At 37.1% G+C, this 15,772-nt stretch carries 15 protein-coding genes; 9 read left to right on the top strand and 6 right to left on the bottom strand.

The genetic code is table 11. From position 1 onward, the window contains the following. Nucleotides 1-403: 403 nt before the first annotated feature. From GHI93_RS00635 to GHI93_RS00620, 4 genes are all read left to right on the top strand, one after another. Nucleotides 404-1,675: an ABC transporter ATP-binding protein gene (locus GHI93_RS00635; RefSeq protein WP_153494649.1), complete on the top strand. Its 1,272-nt coding sequence runs from the start codon at nucleotides 404-406 to the stop codon at nucleotides 1,673-1,675. Beyond that, a complete protein-coding gene (locus GHI93_RS00630) occupies nucleotides 1,672-2,463 on the top strand; it encodes an ABC transporter permease (RefSeq protein WP_153494647.1) in 792 nt (263 codons plus the stop codon). The genes GHI93_RS00635 and GHI93_RS00630 overlap by 4 nt, the downstream gene beginning before the upstream one ends. A gap of 1 nt (nucleotide 2,464) precedes the next feature. Beyond that, nucleotides 2,465-3,265, top strand: a complete 801-nt coding sequence (locus GHI93_RS00625; protein ID WP_153494646.1) for an ABC transporter permease — start codon at nucleotides 2,465-2,467, stop codon at nucleotides 3,263-3,265. 63 nt (nucleotides 3,266-3,328) lie between these two features. Further along, entirely contained in the window at nucleotides 3,329-4,396 is a 1,068-nt protein-coding gene (locus GHI93_RS00620; RefSeq protein ID WP_153494644.1) for an ABC transporter substrate-binding protein, read from the top strand. Between the two features lie 116 nt (nucleotides 4,397-4,512). Here GHI93_RS00620 and GHI93_RS00615 read toward each other — a convergent pair whose 3' ends face one another. Both GHI93_RS00615 and GHI93_RS00610 read right to left on the bottom strand, forming a co-directional pair. Then, nucleotides 4,513-4,944 carry an MFS transporter gene (locus GHI93_RS00615; protein ID WP_153494642.1) on the bottom strand — a complete coding sequence of 144 codons (432 nt, stop codon included), beginning with the start codon at nucleotides 4,942-4,944 and terminating at the stop codon, nucleotides 4,513-4,515. 109 nt (nucleotides 4,945-5,053) lie between these two features. Then, nucleotides 5,054-5,422 (bottom strand): carboxymuconolactone decarboxylase family protein, encoded by a 369-nt coding sequence (locus GHI93_RS00610; RefSeq protein WP_153494640.1) that lies wholly within the window; start codon nucleotides 5,420-5,422, stop codon nucleotides 5,054-5,056. Between the two features lie 76 nt (nucleotides 5,423-5,498). On the opposite strand from GHI93_RS00610, the gene GHI93_RS00605 reads away from it, so the two are divergent. Next, nucleotides 5,499-5,879: a MerR family transcriptional regulator gene (locus tag GHI93_RS00605; protein WP_153494638.1), complete on the top strand. Its 381-nt coding sequence runs from the start codon at nucleotides 5,499-5,501 to the stop codon at nucleotides 5,877-5,879. A gap of 254 nt (nucleotides 5,880-6,133) precedes the next feature. On the opposite strand, the gene GHI93_RS00600 is transcribed toward GHI93_RS00605, so the two are convergent. Further along, a complete protein-coding gene (locus GHI93_RS00600) occupies nucleotides 6,134-7,012 on the bottom strand; it encodes an SDR family oxidoreductase (RefSeq protein WP_153494636.1) in 879 nt (292 codons plus the stop codon). 21 nt (nucleotides 7,013-7,033) lie between these two features. Further along, nucleotides 7,034-7,900 carry an NAD-dependent epimerase/dehydratase family protein gene (locus tag GHI93_RS00595; RefSeq protein ID WP_343030288.1) on the bottom strand — a complete coding sequence of 289 codons (867 nt, stop codon included), beginning with the start codon at nucleotides 7,898-7,900 and terminating at the stop codon, nucleotides 7,034-7,036. Nucleotides 7,901-8,017: 117 nt separating this feature from the next. Here GHI93_RS00595 and GHI93_RS00590 point away from each other — a divergent pair, with 117 nt between their 5' ends. Further along, entirely contained in the window at nucleotides 8,018-8,563 is a 546-nt protein-coding gene (locus tag GHI93_RS00590) for a TetR/AcrR family transcriptional regulator (RefSeq protein ID WP_153494632.1), read from the top strand. 123 nt (nucleotides 8,564-8,686) lie between these two features. Here the strand turns inward: GHI93_RS00590 and GHI93_RS00585 are convergent, their stop codons facing one another. Next, on the bottom strand, nucleotides 8,687-9,226 hold the full coding sequence (locus tag GHI93_RS00585; protein WP_153494630.1) for a YagU family protein: 540 nt from the start codon (nucleotides 9,224-9,226) through the stop codon (nucleotides 8,687-8,689). Nucleotides 9,227-9,507: 281 nt separating this feature from the next. Here GHI93_RS00585 and GHI93_RS00580 point away from each other — a divergent pair, with 281 nt between their 5' ends. Genes GHI93_RS00580 through icd form a run of 3 tightly spaced genes read left to right on the top strand, consistent with a single transcriptional unit; the run spans nucleotide 9,508 to nucleotide 14,628 of the window. Beyond that, nucleotides 9,508-10,833, top strand: a complete 1,326-nt coding sequence (locus GHI93_RS00580) for a citrate synthase (protein ID WP_153494789.1) — start codon at nucleotides 9,508-9,510, stop codon at nucleotides 10,831-10,833. Then, the gene (gene acnA / locus GHI93_RS00575) at nucleotides 10,830-13,376 is read left to right on the top strand and encodes an aconitate hydratase AcnA (protein ID WP_153494629.1); all 2,547 of its coding nucleotides are present in this window, start codon (nucleotides 10,830-10,832) and stop codon (nucleotides 13,374-13,376) included. Before GHI93_RS00580 ends, acnA begins: the two co-directional genes overlap by 4 nt. Nucleotides 13,377-13,389: 13 nt before the next feature. Next, entirely contained in the window at nucleotides 13,390-14,628 is a 1,239-nt protein-coding gene (gene icd, locus GHI93_RS00570) for an NADP-dependent isocitrate dehydrogenase (protein WP_343030283.1), read from the top strand. Nucleotides 14,629-14,673: 45 nt separating this feature from the next. Here icd and GHI93_RS00565 read toward each other — a convergent pair whose 3' ends face one another. Then, a complete protein-coding gene (locus tag GHI93_RS00565; RefSeq protein ID WP_343030282.1) occupies nucleotides 14,674-15,771 on the bottom strand; it encodes a DNA/RNA non-specific endonuclease in 1,098 nt (365 codons plus the stop codon). Nucleotide 15,772: the final 1 nt, after the last annotated feature.

Below are 15,772 nucleotides of genomic sequence, written 5' to 3'. Positions count from 1 at the left end.
CATTAAGCATTGCATTAATAAAAAATGTAGTGCTTGCAATTCAAAATAATTTAAGCTATAATTAAATTATTCTGTGCTTACAGAAGATTTGACCGCTCTCATTGAATTTTAGATGATGGTAGAGCTAAGGCCAGCCGGACAGCCGGGTCAAAAGCCGAAAATGGCGACTTTCGTTGCCTTATTGATTAGTTAAACGGTTAGTTTAACTATGGGGATTAATTCCTCACCCAAGAAAACACGCTTGCGCGCATCAATAAGAGTATTTAAAGTTCTTCTGCACAAGACTCTGCTCGGTATAATTCTGCTTTTCAGTAGTATAAAATACGATATTGAATGTAACCAAGTGTAAGTGGCGCTTGGTTTTATTGTACTTTAAAGAAATGAAAAAGGGTAATTCATCAAAATGGCAAAAAATATTATTGAATTTAAAAATGTATCGAAAACGTATTTTGATAATGATACAGTAGTTTTAAAAAATATTAGTTTTGAAATTGAAGAAGGAAAATTTTATACCCTTCTTGGTGCTTCTGGATCTGGAAAATCCACAATTTTAAATATTATTGCAGGACTACTTGATGCTACGAGTGGTGATGTAATTCTTGATGGAAAACGAATTAATGACTTACCATCGAATAAACGTGATGTGCATACAATTTTTCAGAGTTATGCCCTATTTCCTAACATGAACGTTTTTGATAATGTCGCTTTTGCACTTAAGATTAAAGGTGTAGGGAAAAAAGAAACTGAAAATCGTGTAAAAGAAGCACTAGAGATGGTTCAGCTGGCTGGATATGAAAAACGATCGATTGGTAAATTATCGGGGGGACAAAAACAGCGAGTTGCTATCGCACGCGCGATTGTAGATCGTCCAAAAGTTCTTTTGCTTGATGAATCTTTATCTGCGTTGGATATGAAACTTAGAAAAGACATGCAGTATGAGCTGCGTGAACTTCAACAAAGTCTTGGCATCACATTTATTTTTGTGACGCATGATCAAGAAGAAGCGTTAGCGATGTCAGATTGGATTTTTATCATGAATGAGGGCGAAATTGTACAATCAGGAAGTCCTACAGACATTTATGATGAACCTATTAACCATTTTGTTGCTGATTTTATTGGGGAATCAAATATTTTAAATGGTCGAATGATTGAAGATTATTTAGTCGAATTTAATGGGCAACAATTCGAAGCCGTCGATGGTGGGATGCGAAAAAACGAAGCCATTGAAGTGGTGATTAGACCTGAAGATATTGAATTTACATTGCCAAATGAAGGAAAATTTAATGTCAAAGTTGATACACAGCTTTTTCGTGGAGTTCATTATGAAATTGTCGCTTATGATGCATTTGATAATGAATGGCTCATCCACTCCACACATAAAGCAATTGTTGGGGAGACAGTTGGTCTTGATTTCGAACCTGAAGCCATCCATATTATGCGACTAAACGAATCTGAAGAAGAGTTTGATGCACGGATTGAAGAGTATGTAGAAGAAGAGGAACAAACCGTTGGTCTCGCCAATATGATTGCTGAAGAAGAAGCTGAATTTAAAGAAACAGTACAAGAAGCGGTTCACGATGTGGTTCAAGAAGCGATTGATTCTGATGGAGACACACTTGAAAATCTTCATGAAGCCATGGATGATGAGGAAAATTCAGGAGGTGAGAAAGCATGATGAGACGGCTTTATGCGTTGCCTTACTTCTTGTGGATTGGTCTATTTGTGATCATTCCACTGGCGATGTTGATTTATCAAAGTTTTTTTAATCTTTCTGGACAGTTCACGTTATTGAATTATGCGACTTATTTTAGCAGCGGGACTTATCTAATGATGACGTGGAATTCTGTCCTCTATGCTTTAATTATCACGCTTGTGACGCTTTTGATTAGTTATCCGACAGCTTATGTTTTAACAAAACTAAAAATGAAACAAATGTGGCTGATGTTGATTATTTTACCCACTTGGGTTAATTTGTTATTGAAAGCTTATGCATTCATAGGAATTTTTGGGAAGTATGGTTCTGTGAATAATTTTTTACAATTTATTGGCATTGGTCGAACTCAAATTTTATTTACAGATGCCAGTTTTATTTTTGTGGCCTCTTATATTTCGATTCCGTTTATGATTTTACCTATTTTTAATGCGTTGGAGGATTTGGATGAACATTTGGTTTTTGCGAGTTCTGATTTGGGAGCAAGTAAGTGGCAAACATTTACACGCGTGATCTTTCCGTTGTCACTTAATGGTGTAAGAGCTGGAGTTCAAGCTGTTTTTATTCCAAGTTTATCTCTTTTTATGTTAACACGGTTAATTGGTGGAAATAAAGTCATTACGTTAGGGACCGCTGTAGAAGAACATTTTTTAACGACACAAAACTGGGGAATGGGTTCAACTATCGCTGTGGTGTTAGTCCTTGCGATGCTTGCGGTTATGGGACTTACAAAAGAAAAGAAGGAGGGATAATATGGAAAAAAAACATACCTTTGGCAAAATTTATCTTGGTGTTGTGATGCTTGTATTATATGTTCCCATCTTCTTTTTGATTTTCTATTCTTTCAATTCTGGAAGTGATATGAGTAAATTTACAGGGTTTACTTTGGCGAATTATCAAACCTTATTTGAAGACAGTCGCTTAATTTTGATTGTCGTGCAGACGTTCTTTTTAGCGTTTTTAAGTTCATTGATTGCTACTTTGATTGGGACAATCGGAGCGATATATATTGAGACAAGAAAAGGACGAAGACGTGATACATTGTTGAGTCTGAATAATGTTTTGATGGTGTCACCTGATGTTGTTATTGGGGCAAGTTTCTTAATTTTATTTACGGTGATTGGGATGCAGTTAGGATTTATTTCTGTTTTGCTTAGTCATATTGCATTCTCGATTCCAATTGTTGTCTTGATGGTGATGCCACTTTATCAGGAAATGGATAAATCATTGATGGATGCTGCTTATGATTTGGGGGCAACACGTTTTCAAACGCTCAAAGAAGTAGTGCTTCCGTATTTAACCCCAGGGATTATTGCTGGATTCTTTATGGCCTTTACATATTCATTGGATGATTTTGCGGTGACTTTCTTTGTCACTGGAAATGATTTTACAACTTTGTCTGTTGAAATCTACAGTCGTGCGCGCGAAGGAATTTCTCTTGAAATTAATGCCCTGTCTGCAATTGTATTTCTCTTTTCAATTTTGCTTGTGATAGGTTATTATTATATTATGAAGGATTCAGATACTGCTGGAAAAGCGCCAAATTTGACTTAATATTTTCTGTCAGTACTGACAGAAATGAAAAAGAAGTTGGCATTTGCATAAGGAAGAATAAAAATGAAAAAAATACTTTATTTCCTTATTGGAATAATTTCAATTACAGTTGTTCTTGGTTTGAGTAGCCTCAAATTAGCTTCAAAAGGCGGAACGAAAACAAGTGACAATACATTAACAATTTTTAATTGGGGCGAGTACATCAACCCAGATTTAATTACAAAGTTTGAAAAAGAATCGGGTTATCATGTGAATTACATGACTTTTGATTCAAACGAAGCAATGTATGCCAAAGTGAGACAAGGTGGGACAGGGTATGATATTGTAGTTCCATCAGATTATATGGTTCAAAAATTAGCAAAAGAAAATCTTTTAATTAAGCTCGATCATTCCAAAATTAAAGGGTTGAGTGATGATGATCCAAAATTGCTCAATCCCAGTTTTGATCGAGGGAATCAGTATTCTCTTCCTTATTTTTGGGGAACTTTAGGGATTGTTTATAATGATCTTTATATCAAAACCCCGCCAACGAAATTCAGTGATTTATGGGATAAGAAATATAAAAATAGTATCATTCTGACAGATGATACTAGAGATGTCATTGGGATGGGGCTGTTAGAACAAGGGTATTCTGTTAATTCTACGGATCAAAAGCAAATTACAAAAGCTTATCATCGTTTACTCGAATTGACTCCAAATATAAAGGCAATATTGGGCGATGAAGTGATGAATTATATGATTAATAATGAAACACCGATGGCCGTCGTTTATTCTGGACAAGCGCAAGAAATGACTTCAACTAATGCGCACTTGCATTATGTTATCCCTGAAAGAACGAACATTTGGTATGATAATCTCGCCATTCCTAAAACCGCAAAAAATGTCAAAGCCGCTTATGCGTTCATTAATTTTATGCAAAATCCTAAAAATGCAGCAAGTAATGCACAATGGGTGGGCTATTCAACCCCTAATTTAAAAGCAAAAGCACTTTTACCAAAAGCTTTGCGTCAAGATAAAGAATATTATCCAGAAACATCAAAAATTAAAGATGATGAAGCATATACAAATCTTAATCCTTATTGGACAGGGGTTTATAATGATTATTATCTTCAATTTAAAATGAATAAATAAAAATTTTATTGGTTAAAAGAGGCTCTCTCAAATCGTTAATCTATCATAAAAGCACCTGTCATAATCACTATGACGGTGCTTTTAGCATGGCAAAAAAACTCAAATAGAGGGTAATTCTACGAAAAATTATATTTTTTTATAATGAGGATAAAAATTATTGCAAGAAATATATAATAAAAACCATAAATCAAGAAAAATATTTGAGGAACTAAAAATTTTGCAATAAAGCCAAATAGAATGGAACCTAATGGAATAATTCCAACGGTAAGTGTTTCAAAAGCTGCGAATATTTTTCCTTGCTGAGTTTTTTCTGTAATTTTTTGGATCAAAGGGTAGATGATTGTCTGAATGACACCGAGAAAAATTGCGCCAAGTCCAAGCGGAAGGAGTACCCAAAAATTCGTTACAAAAAAGCTTACAAAGCACATGATAGTACCATAAAATAGCATAGCTAAGCCCATTTTCATCATATCTTTTATTTTCCCTAATATTTTTTGGGATACAACAGAACTTCCCAGAATAACTCCAGAAGCGATTGCAACGTCCATCAATCCAAGGAGGAAGGAACTGTGTTGCTGATGAGCGATTGAATAAGAAAAAAATCACTGACAGAAATTCCAATGGTTTCATCAGTAATTTTTTGGGGTTAGTGATTTTTTACTTTTCATCAGTAAATATTTCTTTGGCAATAAATATAGCATTTAAAACTTTGGGAAAACCGACATAGGGTACGCAATGAATAAAGGTTTCAATGATTTCTTCTTGAGTCAACCCGACATTTAATGAAGCCTGAATATGCACGCGCAATTGATTTTCACATCCTCCTTGAGTCAACAAACTTGTAATTGTAATCATTTCGCGCTGCTTAAAATCAAGCACTCCTCGATTATAGATTGTTCCAAAAGCAAATTCTAACATCATATCGTTCAAATCTGGTGCAATATCTTTGAGTGAATCAAAAACAACTTCAGCTGCCGCTCCGTCAATTTTTGCTAAATTTTCTAAGCCAATTTCTTTTTTGTTCATTTTATTTCTACCTTTCTATGGTAAAATCATTATAAACCCTCAAGTGAACTTGAGAGCAAGTAAAAAGAGGTGAAAAATGAAAAAAACTTATAAAATTTCAGAAATCGCTTTACTGACAGGTCTATCAGTCCCTACTTTACGCTATTATGAAGAACTTGGACTTCTAAAACCAGAACGTAATTCCAGTAATTATCGAGAATTCACAGAAGTTGATCTTGCTTGGATTGAATTCATCAAGAGAGCTAAAGCAACAGGAATGCCACTCACAAAAATCCAAGAATACTCAATTTTACGAGAACAAGGCGATTCAACAATTCTCCAACGAGTTTCACTTTTGGTTGAACAAGAACGAATTTTACGTCAGCAAATTACTGAACTCGAAGAACATCTAGATTTTATTTTGCAAAAGAAACACCATTACTACGAAAGTTTGCAAAAAAACTCGGAAAACTATTGATATCCACCAACCTATTGATACAAAACAAAAAACGTTCGGACTGCTTAAAGTCTCATTTTATTTGTGTTGTAAAATTGAATTTGATTTTAGGTCTGGTAAAATAGTCGCGATGATCATTTGTTTTAGAGGAGGTTCAAATACGGTTTGAATTTATTAAATCCTTCATGATTGTACTCGTTTGACCCTAATGATATTGGCATAAAACGCTCACTTCCGCGCAAAGTTGACAGTCGTAAAGTTATTTTATTAATGAATTATTGATCATAAGCTTGTGCAAATTCTTTAGCAAAATCATTTATTTTGACTTTGCCATGATGATAGTTTGAGGATTTGATTTCTTGGTAGAGTTTGTCAGGACTTTGTTGAAATTGATTCATTTGTCCAAATCCGTCAGCGACAGCTTTTGGAAGACCTGCTTTAACAAAGTTTTCTATTAAAACTTCCACCGAAATGGTGATATATTGGGCAGAAATATTATTTGTTTTTAAGGCATTGACCCAATCAGTACCTGTCGCCCAATCAGAAACGACATATTTTATTTTACTGACAGCTTTGTCCGTCAGTAAATCATTGATACGATTGTAAACAGCGTCAGCAATGTCACTTGGATGAACCCAAGCCCGCAATGTTTCAGGACTGATGGCTTCAAAAATTTTTCCTTGCGCCTTAAGTGGCGCAATTTCTGTCAGTAAATTGGTATAAAAACCAACAGGACGAATGTGTTTGACAATGACACCATCAAGTTCATCAAGCGCATCTTCCATGACATGATATTCGTAGAGAATGCCAGCTTCTGGGCTTTGTGCACCGACTGAGCTAAGGTTAATGACTTTTTTGACGTCAGCGTTTTTGATGGCCTGACTATAAATTTTAGCCAAATCAGACATTGATGTTGCTGATGAAAAAGCGATACCCGTAATCATGAGATAAACCAAATCAGAGCCAGCGAAAGTTTGACTGAGAAAGTCGAGGTCAGTATTTAATCCGACCGCGGCTTTCGCACCAAGCGTTTCAATCGCTGTGGCACCTTCGGGACGTGAAGTAACGACAGTGACTTCGTGTCCGTCAGCGATTAATCTGGGAATAAAATGTCGATTGATGTTTCCTAGTGAGCCTAAAAGTGTAATTTTCATACTTGTTCTCTTTTCTAAATTTTAAAGGGCGTTGGCGTCTTTAGCGTCAGTGATAGACGGATAGAGGAAGCTGAAGCCAAAATCTTCTTTCAAACGATGATTTGAAGCAACCGACTCCCATTTGGTATAGGCATTATCAGTCGGACGCTCTTGAGCAATATTTTCAATTGATAAAATGTCAGCGATAGAAGTTTCAGAATCATCAACGATGTTGTAAAGATCATGTTTCAAGTCTTTGGTGCGAACGATTTGGAGAAGCGCGCGGTCAATATCTGTATGATGAACCAGTGAATTTAACTTTTCAGGATGACGTTCTGTCAGATAAGGAGCAAGTTCGCTCAGATGTGGGTCATTATCACCATAAACTAAGCCAAAGCGAGTGATGACGAGTTCGGTAGCGGTGCCGTCCAAAAGCTTATGAAGGCCTTTTTCGGCGGCAATTTTACTTGCTGGATAAGTCGCAGTCCCTGTTGGCTCATCGTTTTCTGTGGCTGGGCGATTAAGCGTATTTCCGAGATAAACATTAGTTGTGCTTGCAAAAATAAAACGTTGGACACTGGCTTCAAGTGCTACTTTGGCAAGATGGATTGTTGCATCAAGGTTGATAGATTTTTGAGTTTCATCAGAAACGCCGCGAAAAGCTGCTGCAGTATGAATGACGACATCAATGCCATTGACCGCTTTTTTCAAATCTTCTAGGTTTGTTAAATCACCAACGATGATTTCGGCTCCCTGTTCTTTTAGTGAAGCGGCTCGATTTTTATCACGTACCAAAAGACGAATGTCTTCTTTTTGATTGAGAAAATATTGAGCAAGACGACTGCCGACCTTTCCGGTTGCACCAGTGATTAGAATTTTCATTTGATTTCCATTTTTAACTTTCTTTATTGACAGTTTTAGTCAGATTTTATATAATGTCAGTAACTGACATTTGAGAATAGTATATGCTTTTAAAAAGTGATTGTCAAGAAAAATGTCACAAACTGACATTTTAGGAAGAGAAAAATGAAAAAATCAAGTCAAGAAAAATTATATGAAGCAGCGCTTGAGCTGATTACAGCACAGGGTTATGAGAATACCACAATTTTACAAATCGCAAGCAAAGCAGGTCTGACTGAGCGCACTTTTTTTCGAAAATTTAAAAATAAAGCGGATATTTTCTTTGCTGGAGGCGAGCAATACAGTGAAATGTTACTGAATAAAATGCGTGAATCAAAAGAGACGAATCCCTTATTTATCGTGCTTGACGGCTATTTTTATGCGGCAGATTTTTTTGACGAACATCGCATACGAACGGTCAAACGTCAAAAAATAATTGCGAGTCATCCTGATTTGGAAGAGCGTGAACTCCTAAAACAAAGTAAAATTGAGGGACTCTTGGTCGAATGTTTGCTGACAGCTTATGATGAAAGAACCGCAAGACTCGCGGTTCGACTGGCTCGTGCAATATATAGTGTGGCTTGGGAGGAGTGGTTAGAAAATAATACTGACAGCTTACGTCATTTATTAGAAAAGGCAATTGTGCACTATAATGATTTGAAAAATGACTGACAGAAATTCTATCAGTAAAAGTAAAAATTATTGATGTGTGAACTGTATGCCAGGCTGTAGAGATAAAATAAAAGGCACCTCCATAGTTATTATGGGAGATGCTTTTTATTTTGTAATAGTCGCTTAGATATTATCTAAATTTCCTCGTTTATCTTTAGCAATCAAGTAGTAAGCGCAAGCGGCGATGGCCCACGCCCAAACGATATGGCCGAAGAATTCTGAGAAGTGTTCGGCAAAAGGTTGGTTCCAAGGGGCAGGTACAGTTCCCATTGCGGGCATTAAGAGAAGATGCCACACAATCCAAATCACAATCCCGTAAGCTGCGCCTTGCCATAATGTGATGGCTTTCCAATATTGTGCAATAAAAATAAATAAAGCAGCAAAGAAAACAGAGAAGGTGAAGTGTAAAATAAGCGAGAACCAAAATACTTTTTGGTCAGTAGAATATAAAACATAAGCATGAGTTAATGATGAAGGTGCTCCAAATTGCTCTAGCATATGTTGAGGAGGATTGGTTAAATTCCGTGCAATTGTACGTGGTGGAAGAATGGCCTCCCAACCAATTTTAACCATTCCAGAAATCATTCCAGAAATAAATCCATACCACACACTTTTAAGAATAATTTCTTGAAGTGAAGCAGTGGGTTTTTTTAATGAAAACATAAAGTACTCCTTTCGATACATTGATTATTTTATCACAAAGAAGTCAGTATTTCAATAATTTATGAAAAATATTTCACATATTTTTAGATAATAAATAAATGAGGGTTATTTGAAACATCTAAACGTTTTCAAAAGCCGCAATGTAATAAAATGTAACATAATTGTTTTGTTCTTTTAATATCTTTACTTGTGCAATTAAATGTATAATAGTATGAAATATATTAAAAATATCTAATAATTAAGAATGTTTTTAATTGAAAAGGGAGGTTAAGATGGATCAAATGTTAAAGGATTACGAGTACAAAGTACTTCATCATTCGATTATTCCGATTGAATTTTATCAAAAATATGATGTAAAAAAAGGGTTACGCGATCTCAATGGTGTTGGTGTGCTTGCGGGATTGACAAATATTTCTGCGATTCATGCTGTTGATCAAAGTGGAAATCCAATTCCTGGGATTCTTGAATACCGTGCATTTAATGTCAAAGACATTGTCGCAACACTTCGTAAAGAGGATCGTTTTGGTTTTGAAGAGATTACATATTTGATTTTATTTGGTTCTCTCCCTAATCAAAATGAATTGGATGCTTTTCAAAAAACTTTAGCGCAAAGAAGAAAACTTCCTGAAAATTTTGTTCGAGATGTGATTTTGTCGCATCCTTCTGAGGATGTAATGAATTCTTTGAGTTTGAGTATTTTGTCGCTGGCAAGTTATGATGGAAGAAGTACTGACATCTCGATTGAAAAAGTGTTGGATCAGTCTCTTGATTTGATTTCAATTTTTCCGTTGATTGCAATTTATGCTTATCATTCTCACAGTCATTACCATGAGTTTAAAAGTTTATACATTCATTATCCGAGTGCTGATTTGACGACTGCAGAAAATATTTTACGACTGTTAAGACCAGATTGTTCTTATACAGATACAGAAGCGAAGGTGCTTGATATTGCTTTGATTTTACATATGGAACATGGGGGAGGAAATAATTCAACGTTTACGACTCACGTGGTGACTTCTTCTGGATCAGACACTTATGCGACAATTGCGGCAGCACTCTCTAGTTTAAAAGGACCTAAACATGGTGGAGCGAACATTCGTGCAGCAAAAATGCTCAATGATATTCGTGAAAACGTGGCTTATGATGCGAGTGATGAAGTGCTCTCGGATTATTTGTTGAAAATCTTAAATAAGCAAGCGTTTGATCAAAAAGGGTTAATTTATGGTATTGGACATGCGATTTATACAATCAGCGATCCTCGGTTTGAAGTTTTTAAAGCGTATGTTGCGGATTTAGCTTTTGAAAAAGGACGAATTGAAGAATTTAAACTTTATGAACGAGTGGAAAAAATGGCACCTCGTTTGATTCAAAAACATCGGAAAACGTATAAAACGATTTCTCCAAACATTGATTTTTACTCAGGTTTTGTTTATGAAATGCTTGGGATTCCTAAAGAACTTTATACACCACTTTTTGCGATTGCAAGAATCGTTGGATGGTCTGCACATCGAATTGAGGAATTGATCAATATGAATAAGATCATTCGTCCAGCTTATGAAAGTGTTTTACCATCACAAAAATATATTGATATGAAGGATAGAAAATGAAAAAATTAACCATTTCAAATCGAACTTATGACTATTGTGATATTACTGAGATTCCTGATATTGAACGTTTTCCGTACAGTTTAAGAATGTTATTAGAAAGTACGATGCGGCAAGAAAATGGTACAACGATTACAAAACAACATTTGTCTGTTGTTTTGGGATATTTAGGAGGAAAAACGGGAAAAGAAACGGTTTTTTTACCGAGCCGTGTTGTATTACAAGACTTTACTGGGGTGCCAGCAATTGTTGATTTGGCAGCGATGCGTGATGCGATGGTGAAACTTGGGAAAAATCCGCAGTTAATTAATCCGGAAATTCCAGTAGATTTAGTCATTGATCACTCTGTTCAGGTTGATGTTCAAGGGAGTGATTTTGCTATTTTAAGGAACGCTCAAAAGGAATTTGAGCGAAATCATGAGCGGTATGCTTTTTTGAAATGGGCAGAAAAAAGTTTTGACCATTTCCGAGTTGTTCCTCCAGCAACTGGGATTATTCACCAGGTTAATATTGAATATTTAAGTCCATTGATTCAAGAAAAAGAAGGCGTTCTTTATCCAGATAGTGTGTTTGGAACAGATAGTCATACGACAATGATCAATGGATTAGGTGTTTTAGGCTGGGGAGTTGGAGGTATTGAAGCAGAAGCAGTCATGCTTGGTGAACCTAGTGCAATGCTATTGCCTGAAGTGATTGGGGTTGAATTGGTCGGATCACTCGGACTTTTTGCGACAGCGACGGATTTGGCATTGACCATCACTAAAGTTCTTCGAGAAGAAAAAGTGGTGGGAAAATTTGTTGAATTTTTTGGAAGTGGACTTGCAAATTTGTCTGTTGCTGATCGGACGACCATTGCGAATATGGCACCAGAATATGGTGCAACCTGTGGGTATTTTCCAATTGACGAGAAAACAATTGATTATTTGAGACGGACAAATCGCTCGGAAGATCATATTGAGATTGTTGAAGCTTATGCGAAAGCGAATCAATTATTTTATGATGATCAAAATATTCCTCAGTATAGTAAAGTAATAACAGTGGATTTAAATCAGATCACAACACGTTTGTCTGGACCTTCTCGTCCGCAGGACATGGTTGAGCTTTCTGAGGTTGCTGAAAATTTTGAAGAATTTGCATTAAAACAAGGTCCGTTACAAAAAGAAGATGGGCAAGTTGCGATCGCTGCTATTACGAGCTGCACCAATACGAGTAATCCGCATGTTATGATGATGGCAGGACTTGTGGCAAAAAGAGCGGTTGAAAGAGGGTTGAGTGTGCCTTCGTTTGTTAAAACATCGCTTGCACCAGGGTCTAAAGTAGTGACAGATTATCTTGAAAAAGCAGGATTATTGCCTTATCTTGAACAGTTGGGATTCCATGTGGTAGGTTATGGATGTACGACTTGTATTGGGAATTCTGGACCATTATTGACTGAAATGGAAGAAAAAGTTTTAGAAAAAAACTTAACCGTCGCAAGTGTATTGAGTGGGAATCGAAATTTTGAAGGGCGTATTCATCCTTTAGTAAAGGCAAATTATTTGGCTAGTCCACCTTTAGTCGTGGCTTATGCGCTAGCTGGAAATGTTCGGAAAAATCTGTCAACAACCAGCTTGGGAAAAGATCAAAAAGGGCAAGATGTGTTTTTAAGTGATCTTTTACCAGATGCTCATGAGGTTGAGGAAATCGTTCAAAAATACGTCACGCGTGAATTATATGCGGAAAATTATGCAAAAATTTTCGATGAAAATGAAGCTTGGAACGCAATCGAGACGAGTCAAAGTGAAGTTTATCCTTGGAATGATCATTCTACTTATATTTCAAATCCTCCTTATTTTAAGTCGCTTACACAAGCATTGCCAGAAAAGAAGAATTTCAAAAATTTGCGTGTGCTTGGATTGTTCGGAGATTCAATCACGACAGATCACATTAGTCCTGCTGGAAATATTCCACTCAAATCACCAGCGGGTGCCTATTTGAGTGCTGCTGGATTGGCCTATAAGGACTTTAATAGTTTTGGTTCGCGGCGTGGAAATGATAAAGTTATGACACGAGGAACCTTTGCAAATGTTCGGATTAAGAATCAATTGGTTGCGGGGACTGATGGAGGATATTCAAAATATAATGGTGAGTGTTTACCGCTTTTTGATGTGGCGATGGCTTATCAAAAAGCGGGTACGGGAATGATTGTCATTGCTGGTAAAGATTATGGCATGGGTTCAAGTCGAGATTGGGCAGCAAAAGGGACAAAACTTCTTGGTGTTAAAGCTGTCATTGCGGATAGTTTTGAGCGCATTCATAGAAGCAATTTAGTGATGATGGGTGTTCTTCCTTTGCAGTTTTTGGAAGGAGAAAATGCGCAAGTGCTTGGATTGACGGGAGATGAACAGTACACAATTGATTTTCCTGATCATCCTCAGATTCATGAAAAAATTAAAGTTCATGCAGATGGGCATACTTTTGAGGTGATTTTAAGATTTGATGCACAGTCGGATCTTGATTATTATGCTCATGATGGGATTATGCCTTATGTGATTAGAAATAAGTAAAGGAAGTGAAACAGTGAAGATTGAACAAAATAATGGGAAATTGAACGTCCCTGATCATCCTACGATTGCTTATATTCCTGGAGATGGTGTTGGTGTGGATATTTTTTTTGCTGCACAGCGTGTTTTTGATGCGGCGGTCAAAATTGTTTTTGATGGACAAAACAAAATTGAGTGGAAAAAGTTATTTGCAGGGCAAGAAGCATTTGAGAAAATGGGAGATTATTTGCCTGAAAAAACGCTCCAAGCAATTGATGATGCACTTGTAACAATTAAAGGACCACTTATGACTCCTGTTGGAGAAGGGTTTCGATCAATCAATGTCGCGCTCAGGCAAAAATTGGATTTGTATGCGTGTGTGCGTCCTGTCGAATATTTTTCTGGGATTTCGTCTCCGCTTAAAAATCCAGAGCGAGTGAATATGACAATTTTCAGAGAAAATACTGAGGATATTTACGCAGGAATCGAATTTGCAAGTGGCACAAAGGAAGCACAAAAAGTCATTTCGTTTTTGTCTGATGAGTTGAAAGTATCACAAATTCGTTTTCCAGAGCATAGCGCAATTGGAATCAAACCTGTCAGTACTGACGGAACAAAACGTCTGGTTCGCGCAGCTTTTGATCATGCTGTCAGTACTGACAAAAAGCGCGTTACTTTTGTTCATAAGGGAAATATTATGAAATTTACTGAAGGAGGGTTTAGAAAATGGGCGTATGAAGTGGCCTCGGAATATCCGACGTTTACGGCGCTTGATTTTCAGAAAATAAAAGCCGCGCAAGGGATTTCTGCCGCGCAGCAGGCGAAAGCAGAAGCACTGGAAGCGGGAAAAATTTTTGTGGATGATGTCATTGCTGACAACTTTTTACAACAAATTTTGATTCGCCCTGAGCAGTTTGAGGTTATTGCGACTTTAAATTTGAATGGGGATTATATTTCTGATGCTCTTGCAGCTGAGGTTGGTGGGATTGGGATTGCCCCTGGAGCCAATATTAATTTTAAAACAGGACACGCGATTTTTGAGGCAACACACGGAACAGCACCAGATATTGCGGGGAAAAATCTGGCAAATCCATCCAGTTTGATTTTGTCAGGAGTGATGATGTTTGAATATCTGGGCTGGACTAAAGTCGCACAGGTGATCAAAAGTGCTTTAGCACAAACCATTCTGGAGCAGCATTTAACACAAGATCTGGGAGGAAACTTGAGCACGAGTGAATTTGCAAATGCACTCATTGAAAAAATTTCACACGTTTAAAAAGACATCGTACGATGTCTTTTTTTCTGTCAGTACTGACAACATTCAATTTTTAGCGTAAGCGTTGCTGCGCCCTTGATTTGCGTTCATTTCTTGTGCCTTGGTGAGGGAGACGTACTGATAATTTGACGGATTCACTACAGCAGTGTAATACTTATTGCTCTTACTGACAAAAACCATGCCTTGTGCGGCAGTAGTCCAGCCGTTGGCAGTTGCTGGAGCGCTGTTATCGCTAGAATCTTGTGTAGCAACACTTGAGGACGATTGTGTGGTTTCAGGTGCTTTTGAAGGTTCAGCTGTTCCAGTTTTTTCATTGCCATCATTGTAATCAATGGAAACGCCTTCTGCATCATTAATGACAACAATTTCAACATCAAGTTTACCATCAGAGGATTTTTCATCAACGACGGAGCCACGCGGAATGGTTTCACTGCCATTATAAAGTGGTGTAGTTTGATATTGAATGGTTTGATCACTATTTTCATGCGTTTTCCAATAATTTTCTGCAAGTTCTTCAGCCGCACGCATACCGCCATTTTGGTCAGCCCCTACATTTTGACTGCGCGTTCCTGTTGTAAAATTGTACTGTGAACGATAAGAAAATTTGCCTAAAAGACTGTCAGCAATGGAATGACTGCGATTATACAAAAAGCCATGATACGTCCGATTGGTCAGTCCAAAATGAATGCTCGTCATTGAATTTTTGGGCCACGCAGGAGGATCGAGTGGTGTCCCTTGACGCGCACCTTTTGACGCTTCAAATTCAGAAAAAGTCAAGACTGCGCGGGCAATTCCTGAGCGGCCTTTTTCATCTGCCGCAAAATGATAATCTGCTGGTTTCATCGTCTCAAATCCAGATAAATGTGCTTTTCCATTATTCCAATAATAATTTTGTGTCGGTCCAGCTGATTTTTCATTTGTGTAAGTGATCAAGCGTTTTAAAATGGCATCAGGCGTTTCATCAGTTGTTGTGACTGCTGACGAAGACGTTGATGCGTGTGATGGAGCAGAAGATGTGCTTTGTTCCGTTGTTTTTGAAGCTGTGAGTGATGCGGCTGATTTTTGTGTGGAGTTGCTTTGACAGGCGCTTAATGACAAAGCCGTAAGTAAGGTCAACCCCAATAGTCCCAATTTTTTCATCATG

Origin of the sequence: Lactococcus hircilactis, from assembly GCF_009601015.1 — a bacterium.
In the GTDB taxonomy this organism is placed as follows: Bacteria; Bacillota; Bacilli; order Lactobacillales; family Streptococcaceae; genus Lactococcus; species Lactococcus hircilactis.
The sequence above is the reverse complement of the archived record's forward strand: the minus strand, read 5'-3'. Positions and strand labels throughout refer to the sequence as shown.

Bases quoted from the DNA above. Each gene is read 5' to 3' on its own strand.
- GHI93_RS00635 (WP_153494649.1), top strand. From the start codon at position 404: ATGGCAAAAAATATTATTGAATTTAAAAATGTATCGAAAACGTATTTT.
- GHI93_RS00630 (WP_153494647.1), top strand. From the start codon at position 1,672: ATGATGAGACGGCTTTATGCGTTGCCTTACTTCTTGTGGATTGGTCTA.
- GHI93_RS00625 (WP_153494646.1), top strand. From the start codon at position 2,465: ATGGAAAAAAAACATACCTTTGGCAAAATTTATCTTGGTGTTGTGATG.
- GHI93_RS00620 (WP_153494644.1), top strand. From the start codon at position 3,329: ATGAAAAAAATACTTTATTTCCTTATTGGAATAATTTCAATTACAGTT.
- GHI93_RS00615 (WP_153494642.1), bottom strand. From the start codon at position 4,944: ATGGACGTTGCAATCGCTTCTGGAGTTATTCTGGGAAGTTCTGTTGTA.
- GHI93_RS00610 (WP_153494640.1), bottom strand. From the start codon at position 5,422: ATGAACAAAAAAGAAATTGGCTTAGAAAATTTAGCAAAAATTGACGGA.
- GHI93_RS00605 (WP_153494638.1), top strand. From the start codon at position 5,499: ATGAAAAAAACTTATAAAATTTCAGAAATCGCTTTACTGACAGGTCTA.
- GHI93_RS00600 (WP_153494636.1), bottom strand. From the start codon at position 7,012: ATGAAAATTACACTTTTAGGCTCACTAGGAAACATCAATCGACATTTT.
- GHI93_RS00590 (WP_153494632.1), top strand. From the start codon at position 8,018: ATGAAAAAATCAAGTCAAGAAAAATTATATGAAGCAGCGCTTGAGCTG.
- GHI93_RS00585 (WP_153494630.1), bottom strand. From the start codon at position 9,226: ATGTTTTCATTAAAAAAACCCACTGCTTCACTTCAAGAAATTATTCTT.
- GHI93_RS00580 (WP_153494789.1), top strand. From the start codon at position 9,508: ATGTTAAAGGATTACGAGTACAAAGTACTTCATCATTCGATTATTCCG.
- acnA (WP_153494629.1), top strand. From the start codon at position 10,830: ATGAAAAAATTAACCATTTCAAATCGAACTTATGACTATTGTGATATT.
- GHI93_RS00565 (WP_343030282.1), bottom strand. From the start codon at position 15,771: ATGATGAAAAAATTGGGACTATTGGGGTTGACCTTACTTACGGCTTTG.